Origin of the sequence: Promicromonospora sp. NPDC023987, from assembly GCF_040639055.1 — a bacterium.
Classification (GTDB): domain Bacteria; phylum Actinomycetota; class Actinomycetes; order Actinomycetales; family Cellulomonadaceae; genus Promicromonospora.
Map to the genome: position 1 here is coordinate 92,476 of NZ_JBEZZF010000004.1, position 14,370 is coordinate 106,845.

A 14,370-nucleotide genomic window follows, 5' to 3' on the forward strand; every position below is an offset into this window, starting at 1 on the left:
GATGCTCCGTGCCGCAGATATCCCGCACTCAACGGTGGGGGTCAGAGGACGTGGGAGAGGAAGTTCCTCGTGCGGTCCTCCTGCGGAGCGTCCAGGACCTCCGCCGGCGGGCCGCTCTCGACGATGATGCCGTCGTCCATGAACACGACGTGGTCGGCGACCTCACGGGCGAACCCGATCTCGTGCGTCACCACGATCATCGTCATGCCGGACTTCGCCAGGTCCTGCATCACCGACAGCACCTCGCCCACTAGCTCTGGGTCGAGCGCCGACGTCGGCTCGTCGAACAGCATGAGCTCCGGGTCCATCGCGAGCGCCCTCGCGATGGCGACGCGCTGCTGCTGGCCGCCCGAGAGCTGCGCCGGGTAGTGCTCCATCCGGTCGGACAGGCCTACGCGCTCGATGAGCTCCAGCGCGCGCTGCTTGGCCGCCTTCTTGGACATCCCCCGCACCTGCACCGGCGCTTCCATGATGTTCTCGAGCGCCGTCATGTGCGGGAACAGGTGGAACCTCTGGAACACCATGCCGATCCGCGAGCGCTGCTTGGCGACGGACTTGGGGTGCAGCCGGTGCAGCGTCCCCTTGGCGTCCTTGCGGTAGCCCATGAGCTCACCGCCGACCACCACGGAGCCGCCGGTGATCTCCTCCAGCTCGTTGATGCACCGCAGGAGGGTGGACTTGCCGGACCCGGACGGGCCGAGGATCACCGTGACCTCGCCGCGGGCGACGTCGAGGTCGACGCCCTTCAGGACGTGCACGGCGTCGTGCCCGTGCCCGAACACCTTGTGCACGGCACGCACGGAGACCATGTCGGTGGAGTCCGCCGGAGCGGCAGCGGAGTCGGCGCCGACGCTCATGGCGTCACCTCCTTGTTGACGTCTTGTCTCACGGTCCCGGCAGCCGCGATGGCGCCCTGCTTGCCACCGCCGGAACCCTTGCCGCCGTTCCTGCGCCGGGTGACCGTCCCGAACCCGCGCCCGTAGTACTGCTCCAGGTAGTGCTGGCCCACCATCAGGATCGAGGTGATCAGCAGGTACCAGAGCGCCGCGATGACCAGCAGCGGGATGGGCAGGAAGGTGCGGTTCCCGATCGCGCCGGTCGCGTAGGTCAGCTCGAAGCTGAGCGGCACGGCGACCACCAGGGAGGTGGTCTTCAGCATCGAGATGGTCTCGTTGCCCGTCGGCGGCACGATGACGCGCATGGCCTGCGGCAGGACGACGCGGCGCATGATCTTGCCGTCCTTCATCCCGAGCGCCTTGGCGGCCTCGGTCTGCCCCGGGTCCACCGAGGTCAGGCCGGCGCGCATGATCTCGGCAAGGTAGGCCGACTCGTTGAACGCCAGGCCGAACAGCGCCAGCCAGAACGCGGTCAGGACGTCTTCGGTGCGGAACACGAAGAACTCCGGACCGAAGGGGATACCCAGCGACAACCGCGGGTACAGCACGGCGAGCAGCCCCCAGAAGATGAGCTGCGTGTAGATCGGCGTGCCCCGAAAGAACCAGATCCAGGCCCAGCTCACCCAGCGCATGACGGGGTTGTCCGACCGGCGCATCATCGCGAGCGTGACGGCCAGCGCCACGGCGATCGCCATCGACCCGAACGTCAGCACCAGGGTCCACATCACGCCGCGCAGCACGACGACGTCGCGCAGGTACAGCCAGACGATGTCCCAGCGGAAGTTGTCGTTGGTGATCAGCGCGTTGGCGGCCATGGCGGCCAGGACCAGCACGACGACGGCCGCGACGAGGCGACCGGGCCGCGGCACGGGGCGCGCGTGGATCCGGTTCGGTACCGGGTCGCGGCCCGACGCCGGAGCATTGCTGGAGCTCATCTGACCCCTCTTCTCGTTCCTGGGGGGCAGGTCACTCGGCCGGGTTGAGCTCGGCCTCGTCCACGACGACGTCCTCGCTGCCCCAGCCGGCGAAGATCTCCTCGAGCGTGCCCTCGTCGATAAGCTTCTGCACGGCGGCCTGCACGGCCTCGGTCAGCTCCTTGTCGTCCTGCGCGACGACGATGCCGTACGGCGCCGCGTCGTTGATCTCGCCGATGGTCTCGACCTCACCGGACGTCTGCTCGACGGCGTAGGCGGTGATCGGGGAGTCGGCGTACATGGCCTGCAGCTTGCCGCCCACGAGGTTGGTGGTCACGTCGGCCTGCGACTCGTAGCGCACGAGCTCGATGGGCTCCTCGCCGTCCTTCTCGCAGTCCTCCGTGGCCGCGGTGAGCTCCTCGTCCTGGATGGTCGAGGTCTGCACGCCGATCGTGGTGCCGCACAGGTTCTCGGGGTCGAAGTCCTCCGGGTTGCCGGCGGCGACGCCGAACTGCGAGCCCGCCACGGCGTAGCTGATCATGTTGACCTCGGCCATGCGGTCGTCCGTGATGGTGAACGCGGAGACACCCAGGTCGTACTTGGAGCCGATGGCGGGGATGATGCCGTCGAACGCCGCCGACTGGACCTCGGCCTCCAGGCCGAGCACCGCGGCCACGGCGCTCACCATGTCGATGTCGAACCCGACCGGCGTCTTGCCGTCGACGTCGATGAATTCCGCCGGCGCGTACGCCGTGTCGGAGCCGACGGACAGCGTGCCCTTGTCGGCGATCTCCTGCGGGAGCATCGCGGCGATCTCTTCGTCGGCCTCGATGGCCGACGGGTCGAATGATGCCTCGGCGCTGGCCTCGTCGGTGGCGGCATCGCCGGCGGTCTGCTGCGACGCGTCGGTGCATGCGGTGAGGACAAGTGCGGCAGCGGTCAGTGCCGAGGCAGCGGTGAGGGCGGGAAGCCTGCGCATCAGGGGTCTCCTGGGTCGGATCGTTGGTGTGTCACGAGGCGGTACGACCCGGCAGATCTCCCGTCGTCAGGGAGCAGAGGACCCGACGGCGCACTTGGCGCCTCGTGTGCGAGTCTCACCTAACCGTGACGTTCCGCTGACGTAAACCCGGAAGATCGAGACCGATGTCACATTGTGATGTATTACCTGCTTCGTGAACGTTTCACCCACGTCTGTGTGGAGTGACCTGCGTAAACACCCCGGCAAGCCGACCGCTGGGCCGACTTGCCGAGGTACCGCTCACGTGTCGTGCTCGACCGGCTCGTCCGGCCGGTCCTCCTGACCACCCTCGTGCTGCCAGCCCTGGGGCCAGTCGGTCCGCTCCGGTCGCCTCACCAGGGCCGCGATGCTCACGGCCAGGCCGCCCCACACCACGACGAGCGAGACGACCAACAGTGCGATTGCTTCGCCGCTCATGACTTGTCTCCGATCCTGGGCCACGCATTGAACACGTCAGGTTCGACGCGCCACCGCATCCGGGTCAGCACGATCGCCGCGACGACGATCAGGGCGATGGTGCCCCAGCCCGCGACGCCGAGATAGGTCGCGGCGTACCCCTCGTACCCGTCCACGACGAGGCTGACGATGCGGGAGACGAGCATGTAGGTGAGGACCACGGGGCCGAGCACGATGATGCAGAACGACCACCAGCGGCCCACCCTGATGGTGGAGACCGCGTTCAGGTGGAACCGCATCTCCTCGGTCCGCCGCAGCACCCAGCCGATGACCACGGTGGTCACGACCGCCGAGGTGACGATGCCGATGTTGTTCGCCCACTGGTCGACGGTGTCGAGCGCGATCAGACCGGTGGTCGTGGAGAACGCCAGCACGGAGAACACCGCGGCGACCAGGCCGATCCGGAGGGCGGCCTGCGCCCGCGTCCAGCCGAACTTCTCCTGGAACGACGCCGAGACGACCTGCAGGATCGACAGCAGCGACGTGAACCCGGCCATGACCAGGGACCCGAAGAACAGGGCTCCGAAGAGCCCACCCGCCGGCATCTGGGAGACGAGGGCGGGGAACGTGACGAACGCGAGGATCGGGCCGCTGAGCCCCTCCATCTCCGCGATGGCGACACCCTGCTGGTTCGCGAGGAAGCCGAGCGCCGCGAACACGCCGATGCCCGCGAACACCTCGAAGCCCGAGTTGGCGAACGCGACCACGAAGCCGGGGGACGTCAGGTTGGCACGGCGCTTCCGGTAGGAGGCGTACGTGATCATGATGCCGAACGCGATGGACAGCGAGAAGAAGATCTGGCTGTAGGCGGCGATCCAGACGTTCGGGTCGGTCATCGCGCCCCAGTCGGGCGTGAACAGCGCGTTGAGCCCGTCGGCGGCTCCCGGCAGGAACAGGGCCCGCACCACGAGCGTGCCGAACGCGAGCAGCAGCAGCGGCATGAAGACGAAGTTGACCTTCTCCAGGCCCTTGGCGACGCCGGCCGCCAGCACGACGATCGTGGCGACCCACACGAGGACCAGCGGGATCAGCACGGCCGGCACGAAGTCGAGGGTGAACCACGGGTCCGCGCCGCCGACGTCGGCGAGCTGCAGGTAGGTGCCGGTGAAGAAGCCCGCCGTGTCGTCGCCCCACTGGAGGCCGAACGAGTACACGAAGTAGCTGAGCGCCCACGCGATGATCACCGCGTAGTAGACGGCGATGACGAAGCAGATGGCCACCTGGAACCAGCCGAGGGTCTCCAGCCAGCGCTTGACCCGCCGCAGGGCCAGCGGTGCCGAACCTCGGAACCGGTGACCGATCGCGTAGTCAAGGAACAGGATCGGTATGCCAGCCGTCAGCAGCGCTATCAGGTAGGGCACCATGAACGCGCCCCCACCGTTCTCGTATGCCACCCCCGGGAAGCGCCAGATGTTCCCCAGCCCGACAGCGGAGCCGATCGCGGACAGGATAAATCCCAGCTGTCCGCTGAACTGCTCGCGCTTCTCGGGCTCCGCGGTAGTTCTCTGCGCGTCGCTCATACCCTGATCTTCTGAGGAGATCCCCCCGAACGCGAAATCGGCTCGCCGTAAACTTCACCGAAGTTTCACGGCGCGCTCACCGGGAGGCTCGCTCGGCGAGCAGCTCTGCCACGTAACCGCCGCGGAACTTGCCTGTCGGGTCGAGGCGCGCGGCCAGCTCCGCGAAGTCGGCGAACCGCGGGTACAGGCCCGGGAGGTCCGCCACGGGGACCGTGAACAGCTTGCCCCAGTGCGGGCGCGCGCCGAGCGGTAGGAGCGCCGCCTCCAGCTCGGGCAGCGCGGCGCGCACGGCCGGCCAGTCCTGCTTCCACGTGAAGTGGAACGCGAGGCTGTCCTCGGGTGTGGTGCTGAGCCACTGGTCGTCGCCGGCGATGGTCCGGATCTCCGACGTGAGCAGCAGCGGACCCATTCGGTCCCCGAGAGCCCGCACGGCGCGGACGGCGTCGGGCCCCGCGGTGCGCGGCAGCAGGTACTCCGACTGCAGCTCCTCGCCCAGGGACGGCGTGAAGTCCAGCCGGAAGTGCGGCAGCCGCTCGAACCACGGCCCGGGCACCCCGCCCTGCTCCGTGCACGCCACCGCTGCGACGTCGGGCAGGGGATGCATCGGCCCGACGGCGGGCCGGGCGCCCAGGCGCGTCAGCAGACCGGCGGCGGGGCCGCTGGTCGAGCCTGTCCCTCCGCTGGTCGAGCCTGTCGAGACCCTCGACTTGCACCACACCATACGCACGTCCGGCTCGTACCAGCTGGTGAAGACGCTGACGGAGTAGGCGCTGCCCATGACGGCGTCGAGGTTCTCGAACAGCGCGTCCCACGGCAGCCCGGTGAAGACGTCCTGGCGCACGTCGAACGTCGGCACGGTGGCCAGCTCCACGCGCGTCACGACGCCGAGGACCCCGAGCGCCACCACGGAACCGGGGAAGTCGGCATCGCCCCTGCGCAGGGTCAGCAGCTCACCGGTGGCGGTCACGAGCTCCACGCCGACGACGTCACCCGCCAGCGAGCGCGTCCCGTCACCTGAACCATGTGTGCCCGTCGCGACGGCACCGGCCACGGAGATGTGCGGCAAGGAGGCCATGGCGGTGAGGGCCCGGCCCTCGGCGTGCAGGTCGGCCGCGACCTCGCCGTAGCGCAGGCCGGCGCGGACCGAAGCCACCCCCGTCCTGGGGTCGACCTCGAGAGGCGGCCGTCCGTCGTCGAGCAGGTCGAGCTGTACGTGCACGCCCGTCGTGTCGGCGACGTCGCAGAACGAGTGGCGCGAGCCGAGGGCCCGGACGCGGGGCTCACCGGCGACGATGCCGGTGAGCTCCGCGAGGGTCCGGGGGCGCTCCGTGCGCGCGGAGGAGTAGGTGAGGTTCGCTGCCCAGTTCTTCACCGGACAAGGGTGCCACTCCTTCTTCGGATCGGACGCGGCCGGCTCAGGCGCTGGCTGCGGCCTTGCGGACCACTGGGATCCGCTGGCTGATACCGACCATGTCCAGGACCTCCATCACCACGGCGGACGGCTCTCGGAGCAGGACGGGCGAACCCGTCTCCTCGCCGAGCACGAACACCTGCAGGATGAAGGCCACCCCGGAGGAGTCGATGAACGTGACATCCCGCGCGTCGACGATGACGGGCTCGGGATCGGGTCGTGCGGCGAGCGTGGCCATCGCCTCGCTCGCGTTCTCGCGCAGCAGCGCGTCGATGTCGCCCCAGAGGGTCAGCACCGTGCCCTCGTAGGTGTTCCGGCAGGCGATACCCGAGCCCGGGCGTCCGGGAACCAGGTCCTGCGCTGAGTCTGACGGGAGAGGGTCCATGGGGTCATTCGCTCCGTCCTGCATTGGTCGAGCCTCGACTTCGCTAGACACTGACTTCTACACACTGACTTGCACTCTGACTTGGACGCTTCTTGGTGCTCTCTGACCGCTCCTTGGTCCGGAGGGGCAAGAATTGCCTAGGGCGAGTGTTCACCCGAGACCCGACTTCCGTCCACCCCCAGGGCGTTACGGTCACATTGCACGGAGGAGAATTGCCGGCCTCCGCACCATCGCGGGCCTGCTCGGCACCCGTCCGAGGAGGCCTCAGGCAGGGTCGGTCACGTCCGCAACCGTGGCATCGAGCGCCGCCGTGAGATCGACGGCGTCAACCGTTGCGCCCACACCGTGCGCGCCTCCGCCGATCGACACCGGACCCGGCTCACCGAGCCGGGAGTCCGCGACGACGGGCCACCTGTGGAACGACCCGAACGGGGTGATGGTTCCCCGCTCATAGCCCGTGACCTCGAAAGCCACCTCCTTGCTCGGCATCGACAGCCGAGAGACGCCGAGCAGCGCACGCAGCTTGGGCCACGAGATCTGCCGGTCACCGGGGACGAGCACGAACAGGTAGTCCTCGTCCGCCCGACGTACGACGATCGTCTTGATCAGCTTTGCCGGTTCGACCCTGCGAGCGGCAGCGGCCTCAGCGAGGGTAGCGACCTGGCCGTGCCGCGTCACCTCGAACGGGATACCCGCCGCCTCGAGCGCGGCCACGGCGCGTTCTTCGCTCATGAAATTTCCTATCCTGAAAACGCGAGTCTTCGTTGTCTCGCAATATGGTCAAGACATCGCCCGGAGGCAACTCAGACCCCGTGCTGGTTGCCCGGGTCGTACTCGGTGCGCTCGGTGCGCCAGTACTCGGCGCCGTCACGCGTGCGTCGCACCAGGCCCTGGTCCACCATGGCACGCCGGAGGCCGACCGGGTCGTGAGCCAGCCCGCGGAGCCGGTCGGTGAGCTCACGCTCCGTCATCGGTTCCAGCAGCGTGGGCATCGCCTGGGTGGCCAGGTACCGCGTCACAGCCAGCTTGTCGCGCCATCTCCGCGGCATCGACTCCAGGCGCCCGGAACGCAGGAAGCGCCGCGGGTCCTCCTTGGACCCCGCGGCGCCTGCCGTCGCCGGCTCGGGCGGCGTCTGCTCAGCTGTCATGAACCGCTGGTCATTCCTCCGGCTGGTCGTCGACCGGCGCGAGCTCGTCGTCGCGGACGGTCGCCGTCGGGCTGGACGACGGTGCGGCACTCGGCTCCGGATCCCCGTCGGTCCCGTCGCTCGCGCACGGGTCAGGCTCTTCGGTCTCCGACTTCGTGTCGGCCTCCGCCGCAGAGTCGTCAGCAGCCGCTGAGTCCGCGCCGTCCGACTCGGTGCCGTCGGACTCGGTGCCGTCGCTCGACGGGCACGTCGGCTCCTCTGTGCCCGGCTCCTCTGTGCCCGGGTCGGTCGGCTCCGGGTCGGTCGGGTTCGACGGCTCCGGCTCCGGGTCGGTCGGATTCGACGGCTCCGGCTCCGGCTCCGTCGGATTCGACGGCTCCGGCTCCGGCTCCGGCTCCGTCGGGTTCGACGGCTCCGGTTCGGGGTCGGTCGGGTTCGACGGCTCGGGGTCCGGTTCCGGGTCCGTCGGGTTGGACGGTTCGGGGTCGGGGCTCGGCTCCGTCGGCTTGTCCGGCTTGTCGCCATCCGGCTTGTCGCCATCCGGCTTCGGGTTGGGCTTCGTCGGCTTCTGCGAGGGCGGGTTGTCGCTCGGCCGGTCTCCCGGCTTGCGCGGGCCGTCGTCGGAGCTGTTGTCCTTGGGCTTCGGGTCGAGCGCCGGCTTGTACCGCGGGCTCGCGGAGTCCGTCGGTTCCCAGGTGCCGACGTCGGACGGGTCGATCGCGCGGTTGGGGATCGAACCCGCCGCGAAGAACTCGAAGTGCCACGGCTCCGGCTTCGAGCCGCCGAGCTGCGCCCACGACGGGTTCTCCCAGCCGTAGTCCGGGCCGTTCAGCCGCAGCCAGACGTACTCAGGGGAGTTGCCGCCGGCGATCGGGTTGCCCAGGTCCACGGCGAGACCCCAGCCATGGTTCGAGGTGCCGGGGATCGCCGCGAGGTGCGGCTTGGCGCTGGCCACCGCCACCTGGAGCTCGTAGGACCGGTAGGAGTCGGTGATCGGGATGGGGTAGCCGAACTCCTGCTCGAACTGCTCGTTGAGCGCCGTGAACCGCTCGGCCGCGTCACAGCGCAGCATGTGCCCGGGGGCGAAGTCCAGGGGGCACAGGACGTCGGCCGGGATGCGGCCGTTGGCGTAGCCGGTGGTGGTGCCGCCGAACCTGCTCACGACGTCGAGCAGGTCGTCCCGCAGCGAGAAGCCCCGGTGCCGCCCGGCTTCCTGGCCCCCGCCCTGCACCTCGACCAGGGCGTTGGGCACGGAGGGGTCCAGCATGTTCGCGAGGCGCACGGCCGCGATGACCACCTCGTCGTAGGTGATGTAGCCGGCCTGCGGGTCGTCGTCGTGCGGGTCGATCACCGACGTGCGCTCGTTCGACACCTGCACGGCGGGTGAGCGGTCATCGTCCGGGTCGCGGTCGGGGTCGGCGTCCTTCTCGGCATCCTTCTCGACGTCGTCCCGCTCGGGGTCGGCGTTCTTCTTGCTGGTGCCGTCCTTGGCGTCAGCACCGTCGCCGTCACGCTTCTCGGCGTCGTGCTTCTCGCCGTCGTCTTCCTTGTCGCTGTCGTCCGCGTCGTCGCCGGCCTCCTGAGCATGGCGCGCCACCGGCGCGTCCTCGATGCGGAGGCCCTCGTTGTTCTCGCCGAACGCCAGCTGCTGCATCTGGTACGTCGTGTAGAGCATGCCGAGCTCGGCGGCAGCCTGCGCGACGGTGGGACTGAAATCGGGGCCCTGCTCCTGTGCCTGCTCCTCGGCCCGTTCGAGCACCGCGACGATCTGGCTCAGCGTGACGCCGTCCGGGGCGGTGTCGGTCTCACCCACCGCGACACTCTTGATCAGGCCATAGAGCCGGATCGGGAGCTCGCCGTCGTTGCCTCCGGACGGGTGCGAGGCCGGGACGCTCGCCGAGGCGGTGAACAGCACGCCCGCGGCGATCACCGTGGCGACCACCCCGGTCCAGGCGGGACGGAGGAGCTTCCGCAGGCCGGAACGGAAGTTCTGCGGAACGAGCTTCTTCGCCTGGTCGTTCACGCGTCGCCCCCTCGGTCGGTGCGCCATGTCACGGTGCAGTACGTGCCCTTCGGATCCTCGCACAGGACTATCACGACGAGGTGAACTCAAGCGGCGTAATTTTCAGCGCTGGGATGAACCGCACTTCCCCGCTGAAGACCGGACGCTTCCGACATCGGTGACATCCCACGATCGTCAAGGGTAACGATTCGGGCGTACAGCGCAATGAAGGCTTCCAGGTACATCTCGGATGCTTCACACTTGCCCGCGTCCGTACGGGCGCACCCGCGCCCGCAGTCGAGCGGCCGGAACAGTGGCCGTGAAAGGAAGTCCCTCATGACCGAGACCACCAGCGCGCCTGCCGTCCAGGGCGCGGTCCAGGACCCGCAGGCGAACACCCTGGCCATCGTGGGCTTCATCCTGGCTTTCATCGCGCCGCCGATCGGGATCGTCGTCTCGGCGATCGCCACCTCGAAGGCCGGCAAGGCGGGTTTCGACAGCAAGCTCGCGAAGTGGGGCCTCGGCCTCTCGATCGTCTTCACGGTGCTGTACCTCGCACTGGTCGCCGCCGGCATCTGGGCGGCGATGGCCGTGCCGACCATGTGACCGAGCCGGGGGCGGGCGTCCGCACGAAGCCCGGCAACGTCACCAGCAGCACCGAGGCTGCCGCTCCCCAGGGGCGGCGGCCTTCGCGGCTTCAACAGCCGGTACTGGTCTATCCAAGACCATTCGGATACTCCACAATATGGCCTGACATTTCCCACCACCTCCAACCAGGGGAGCATGACCACCATGACCACGCCCGACACCACGACGCCCGAGGCCACTGTCGACGAGAACGCGGCAGTGACCGCCACCAAGGTCGTGGAGGCCGAGCCTGCCGCGTCGGAGGTGACGTCCGGGGCGACGGCCGGTACCGAGGCATCGGCTGCTGAGACACAGGCCGTGGCCACGGAGACCGTGGCCAGCGAGACCACTGCGGCGGTGACCCCCACGGAGGCCGTCACCGAGGCCGCCGTGGCCGTGGCCACCCCCGCCCCCGAGACCGCCGTCGTAGCGGGCGCCTCTGCGGCCGTGGAGGAGGAGGACCCGCAGACCACGGTCTTCAGCCTCCTCACCTTCTTCCTCGCCGCGCTGCCGGTCATCGGCGTCATCCTGAACGCGATCGCCGTCGCTCGCGCCGGCAAGGAGGGCTTCGACCTGTGGCTCGCTCGCTGGGGCCTGGCGCTCGCCATCATCGAGACCATCGGCGCCCTTGCCCTGGTCGGCCTCGGCTACTACCTGGGCATGCTGACTGCCGGCACGGTCTGAGCCGGCTGAGCCGGCTGAGCCGGCTGAGCCGCCTGAGCCGCCTGGCCATCCCCGCGCGTGTCAGACCCTCAGGCCACTCCGACGACCTGAGGGTCTGACCACATTGGACGGGCAGAGCGGGTGAAATTTCGCTAAACGTCACATCGTGGTCATTCGGCCGACACCGCCCACATCGACGATGAACGCGTCCAGGTCGTTCTCGTGGAAGGTCTGTCCGATGTCGCAGCTCATCCAGCGAGGTCTCCGGCGGGGGCTTCGAAGCCGCCACTTGATCGCGTCGGTCACCACGTTGGCGCTCGTCGCGCTGCTGACCGTGGTGCTTCCGCAGCCCGCAGGCGCCTACCCGCCGGACCTCCCGTCCAAGGCGGTGACACAGTCCGAGCTCGACGCTCTCACCGTGCGGGCGGAGAACTCCTCTACCCCGTACGACCGGGACCTGTTCCCGCACTGGATCACCATCGACGGGTGCACCACTCGCGAGACCGTCCTGCGGCGCGACGGCGACGGCGTCGAGGTCGGTAGCGACTGCTATCCGACGGCGGGCAGCTGGTACAGCGAGTTCGACGGCGAGACCCGGACCGCGCCGGCCGACCTGCACATCGACCACGTGGTGGCCCTGTCCGAGGCCTGGGACTCCGGCGCCAGCGAGTGGACGACGGACCGCAGGCAGGACTTCGCGAACGACCTCACCGGCCCGCAGCTGATCGCCGTCACGGCCGAGGTGAACATCTCGAAGAGCGACCATGACCCGGCCGAGTGGGTCCCCCCGCTCGCGAGCAAGCGCTGCGCCTACGCGAAGATGTGGATCCACACGAAGTCTCGCTGGGACCTCAGCGTGGACACGGCGGAGAAGACGGCGCTGCAGCCGCTGCTCGACGCCTGCTCGTACTGACCGGCTCTCTCGTACCGAGCCGCGTCAGACCCTCAGGTCACTCCGGTGACCTGAGGGTCCGACACGGACGTACGAGAGCGCCGCGTAGAGGGCTTGTTCCGCGTCGCGCACGGCCTCGTAGGCGTCCTGACAGGAGGCGTACCCCGCGCAGGCGACGTCGAGCACGGCGATCGCGGCCCTGGACGTGACTTCGGCCCGGTCCGGGTCGGCGTCGCGGACCTCCGCGAGTCTCGCAGCCCGCTGCCGGGCGGCGCGAAGCTGCGACGCCCCCACCGCATGCCGGGCCTGCCCCGACTCCAGCGCCGAGGCGTAGGCCTCGAGCGTGTCGGCCACCGCGCCGAAGCCCGGCACACCGTCCCGGACGGTCCGCGCGCCGACCCGGAGCGCCACGGGATCTCCTTCCGGCGGCCGGCTGACCGCCGTGTCCCAACCGGACGCCGTGACGCGCAGGTCGTCGATCAGGCCGTCGACGTGCTCCGGCGCGCCACTGTGCTCGAACGCCTGGCGGGTACGGCTCAGAGCGTTGATTCGGCTCTCGCACAGCGCGATGAGCTCACGAGCTGTCATACCGCTCCCCTCGGGCATCCTGATGCGCGTCACAGGAATCTCGCAAGCCTACGGAGGCGCCGCCCATCGCGACATGGGGAGCCATCCCCATGTCGGTGGGATCCGCTCCGCCCAACTATTGACGTGCCATCGGTTTCCGGGTGAATCTTGACGGGCCGCGACCCAGGTCGTGCCGTGTTCTGGCCGCTCCATCGCTCCACCCCTCCGATGACGGAAGCAAGGACGAGCACAAGGAGTTCCGATGACATCGCTGTCAGCACCCTCCGCCCCTGCGCGTAGACCCGCCCGCTCACCACGGCGCGCCGTCGGCTCGGCGACGGCTGTCGCCCTCACCTGTCTCCTGGCCGCGTCCCTCTCCCCGGTCACGCGGGCCGACGCCGCTCCGGCCGAACCCGGCACGCGGACGGCGACCACCACCCTGGGCGGTGCCGCGCCGCAGGCGGCGGCCGCGCCGGCGGCCGAGATCTGCGACATCTACTGCGATGCCAGGGATCCCGGGGCCGCGACCGGCGACCGCATCCCGGTGAGCACCACGATCTACGGCCGCACGATCCAGCTGCACGTCTCCGACCCCGACGTCATGGGCTGGGGGTCTCTTGACAACGGGCAGCCGGGTGACGAGGTCTGGCTCGACCGGTCGTTCGACGGCGGCAGGACCTGGTCGTCGGGCAGCAGGCTCGGCGGCACGACGGTCCCCGGCGGATCAACGGGTTGGCGCACCCAGATGTACAACGTCGACGACTGGAACAACCTCGGCGTCGGTGCGCTGCGCGCCTGCGGCAAGGCGGGCGACCGGGCCGAGATCGCCTGCACCGGCTGGGCGCGCAACGACCGCAACGCCGGCAGCCGCTCCACGGAGGCCGCCACCGCGCTGATGATGCTGTGGGACCGGAACACCGGCCTGTTCGAGACCAACGGCTGGTGGACGGGTGCGAACGCGCTGACCGCCGTCATCGACAACGCCCGGATCAGCGGGATGGGCAGCTACCGCTACGCGATCACGCAGACCTACGACAAGAACGTCAACGCGCGCGAGGGCCAGTTCCGCAACGAGTACCTGGACGACACCGGCTGGTGGGGCCTCGCCTGGATCGCCGCCTACGACCTGACCGGCGACAGTCGATACCTGAGCACGGCGCGCGCCGACGCCGACCACATGCGCGCCTACTGGACCGACAAGTGCGGCGGCGGCGTCCAGTGGAACACCGGCATCGCGTACAAGAACGCCATCACCAACGAGCTGTACATCCAGCTCAACGCGGCGCTGCACAACCGCATCCCGGGCGACACCACCTATCTCCAGCGAGCGCAGCAGGGGTGGGACTGGTTCCGGGCCAGCGGCATGATCAACTCCGACAACCTGATCAACGACGGGCTCAACGACTCCTGCGTCAACAACGGGCAGCCCACGTGGACGTACAACCAGGGCGTGATCCTCGGCGCCCTGGCCGAGCTGCACCGGGCCACGGGAGACGCGGGGCTGCTCAGCACCGCACGCGCGCTGGCCGACGCCTCGACGAGCTCCACCTACCTCAACCCGGGCGGCGTGCTCCGCGAGGTGAACGAGGGCGACGACTGCGACAGCGACGGCGCCTCGTTCAAGGGTGCCTACGTCCGTGGCCTGGGCAAGCTCAACGTGGCGCTGGGCGACCGCCCGTACAGCGGCTACCTCGACCGGCAGGCCGACGCCGCGTACACCAACGATCGTGACTCGCTCGGCATGTACGGCCCGCACTGGAACGGCCCGCGCGTCCCGGTGACGGCGGGACACGGCTGCCAGCACGGTGCGCTGGACCTGTTCAACGCGGCGCAGGCGAGCTGATCCCTCCACCCAGCGGTTCGACCCCTAC

The 14,370-nt window shown here is 69.3% G+C and carries 15 protein-coding genes; 4 read left to right on the forward strand and 11 right to left on the reverse strand.

Annotation, left to right across the window (positions count from 1 at the left end):
- Positions 1-41: 41 nt before the first annotated feature.
- The 10 genes from AB0F40_RS03585 to AB0F40_RS03630 form a co-directional block, all read right to left on the reverse strand.
- Positions 42-857 carry an amino acid ABC transporter ATP-binding protein gene (locus AB0F40_RS03585; protein WP_357464281.1) on the reverse strand — a complete coding sequence of 272 codons (816 nt, stop codon included), beginning with the start codon at positions 855-857 and terminating at the stop codon, positions 42-44.
- Positions 854-1,831, reverse strand: a complete 978-nt coding sequence (locus tag AB0F40_RS03590) for an amino acid ABC transporter permease (RefSeq protein ID WP_357464283.1) — start codon at positions 1,829-1,831, stop codon at positions 854-856. The genes AB0F40_RS03585 and AB0F40_RS03590 overlap by 4 nt, the downstream gene beginning before the upstream one ends.
- 31 nt (positions 1,832-1,862) lie before the next feature.
- Positions 1,863-2,789, reverse strand: a complete 927-nt coding sequence (locus AB0F40_RS03595; protein WP_357464285.1) for an ABC transporter substrate-binding protein — start codon at positions 2,787-2,789, stop codon at positions 1,863-1,865.
- A gap of 279 nt (positions 2,790-3,068) precedes the next feature.
- Complete coding sequence (locus AB0F40_RS03600) at positions 3,069-3,245, reverse strand: methionine/alanine import family NSS transporter small subunit (RefSeq protein ID WP_357464287.1); 177 nt, start codon at positions 3,243-3,245, stop codon at positions 3,069-3,071.
- Complete coding sequence (locus tag AB0F40_RS03605) at positions 3,242-4,804, reverse strand: sodium-dependent transporter (RefSeq protein WP_357464289.1); 1,563 nt, start codon at positions 4,802-4,804, stop codon at positions 3,242-3,244. The genes AB0F40_RS03600 and AB0F40_RS03605 overlap by 4 nt, the downstream gene beginning before the upstream one ends.
- A 76-nt stretch (positions 4,805-4,880) precedes the next feature.
- The gene (locus AB0F40_RS03610) at positions 4,881-6,176 is read right to left on the reverse strand and encodes an FAD-binding protein (protein WP_357464291.1); all 1,296 of its coding nucleotides are present in this window, start codon (positions 6,174-6,176) and stop codon (positions 4,881-4,883) included.
- 43 nt (positions 6,177-6,219) lie between these two features.
- The gene (locus tag AB0F40_RS03615; protein ID WP_253878273.1) at positions 6,220-6,600 is read right to left on the reverse strand and encodes an STAS domain-containing protein; all 381 of its coding nucleotides are present in this window, start codon (positions 6,598-6,600) and stop codon (positions 6,220-6,222) included.
- Between the two features lie 264 nt (positions 6,601-6,864).
- Positions 6,865-7,332: a YbaK/EbsC family protein gene (locus AB0F40_RS03620; protein ID WP_357464293.1), complete on the reverse strand. Its 468-nt coding sequence runs from the start codon at positions 7,330-7,332 to the stop codon at positions 6,865-6,867.
- Positions 7,333-7,403: 71 nt separating this feature from the next.
- Positions 7,404-7,748, reverse strand: coding sequence for a DUF2087 domain-containing protein (locus AB0F40_RS03625; RefSeq protein WP_357464295.1), 345 nt, complete (start codon positions 7,746-7,748; stop codon positions 7,404-7,406).
- 10 nt (positions 7,749-7,758) lie between these two features.
- Entirely contained in the window at positions 7,759-9,771 is a 2,013-nt protein-coding gene (locus AB0F40_RS03630) for a D-alanyl-D-alanine carboxypeptidase family protein (RefSeq protein ID WP_357464297.1), read from the reverse strand.
- A 315-nt stretch (positions 9,772-10,086) separates the two neighbouring features.
- Here AB0F40_RS03630 and AB0F40_RS03635 point away from each other — a divergent pair, with 315 nt between their 5' ends.
- The 3 genes from AB0F40_RS03635 (at position 10,087) to AB0F40_RS03645 (ending at position 11,953) form a co-directional block, all read left to right on the forward strand.
- Positions 10,087-10,356, forward strand: a complete 270-nt coding sequence (locus AB0F40_RS03635) for a hypothetical protein (RefSeq protein ID WP_357464299.1) — start codon at positions 10,087-10,089, stop codon at positions 10,354-10,356.
- A 177-nt stretch (positions 10,357-10,533) separates the two neighbouring features.
- Entirely contained in the window at positions 10,534-11,061 is a 528-nt protein-coding gene (locus AB0F40_RS03640; protein WP_357464301.1) for a hypothetical protein, read from the forward strand.
- 268 nt (positions 11,062-11,329) lie between these two features.
- Positions 11,330-11,953: an HNH endonuclease family protein gene (locus AB0F40_RS03645; protein WP_357464303.1), complete on the forward strand. Its 624-nt coding sequence runs from the start codon at positions 11,330-11,332 to the stop codon at positions 11,951-11,953.
- A gap of 24 nt (positions 11,954-11,977) precedes the next feature.
- Here the strand turns inward: AB0F40_RS03645 and AB0F40_RS03650 are convergent, their stop codons facing one another.
- Positions 11,978-12,520, reverse strand: coding sequence for a hypothetical protein (locus tag AB0F40_RS03650; protein WP_357464304.1), 543 nt, complete (start codon positions 12,518-12,520; stop codon positions 11,978-11,980).
- 241 nt (positions 12,521-12,761) lie between these two features.
- Here AB0F40_RS03650 and AB0F40_RS03655 point away from each other — a divergent pair, with 241 nt between their 5' ends.
- A complete protein-coding gene (locus AB0F40_RS03655; RefSeq protein WP_357464306.1) occupies positions 12,762-14,342 on the forward strand; it encodes a glycoside hydrolase family 76 protein in 1,581 nt (526 codons plus the stop codon).
- The last annotated feature ends 28 nt before the right edge of the window (positions 14,343-14,370 follow it).

Bases quoted from the DNA above. Each gene is read 5' to 3' on its own strand.
- AB0F40_RS03585 (WP_357464281.1), bottom strand. From the start codon at position 857: ATGAGCGTCGGCGCCGACTCCGCTGCCGCTCCGGCGGACTCCACCGAC.
- AB0F40_RS03590 (WP_357464283.1), bottom strand. From the start codon at position 1,831: ATGAGCTCCAGCAATGCTCCGGCGTCGGGCCGCGACCCGGTACCGAAC.
- AB0F40_RS03595 (WP_357464285.1), bottom strand. From the start codon at position 2,789: ATGCGCAGGCTTCCCGCCCTCACCGCTGCCTCGGCACTGACCGCTGCC.
- AB0F40_RS03600 (WP_357464287.1), bottom strand. From the start codon at position 3,245: ATGAGCGGCGAAGCAATCGCACTGTTGGTCGTCTCGCTCGTCGTGGTG.
- AB0F40_RS03605 (WP_357464289.1), bottom strand. From the start codon at position 4,804: ATGAGCGACGCGCAGAGAACTACCGCGGAGCCCGAGAAGCGCGAGCAG.
- AB0F40_RS03615 (WP_253878273.1), bottom strand. From the start codon at position 6,600: ATGGACCCTCTCCCGTCAGACTCAGCGCAGGACCTGGTTCCCGGACGC.
- AB0F40_RS03620 (WP_357464293.1), bottom strand. From the start codon at position 7,332: ATGAGCGAAGAACGCGCCGTGGCCGCGCTCGAGGCGGCGGGTATCCCG.
- AB0F40_RS03625 (WP_357464295.1), bottom strand. From the start codon at position 7,748: ATGACAGCTGAGCAGACGCCGCCCGAGCCGGCGACGGCAGGCGCCGCG.
- AB0F40_RS03635 (WP_357464299.1), top strand. From the start codon at position 10,087: ATGACCGAGACCACCAGCGCGCCTGCCGTCCAGGGCGCGGTCCAGGAC.
- AB0F40_RS03640 (WP_357464301.1), top strand. From the start codon at position 10,534: ATGACCACCATGACCACGCCCGACACCACGACGCCCGAGGCCACTGTC.
- AB0F40_RS03650 (WP_357464304.1), bottom strand. From the start codon at position 12,520: ATGACAGCTCGTGAGCTCATCGCGCTGTGCGAGAGCCGAATCAACGCT.
- AB0F40_RS03655 (WP_357464306.1), top strand. From the start codon at position 12,762: ATGACATCGCTGTCAGCACCCTCCGCCCCTGCGCGTAGACCCGCCCGC.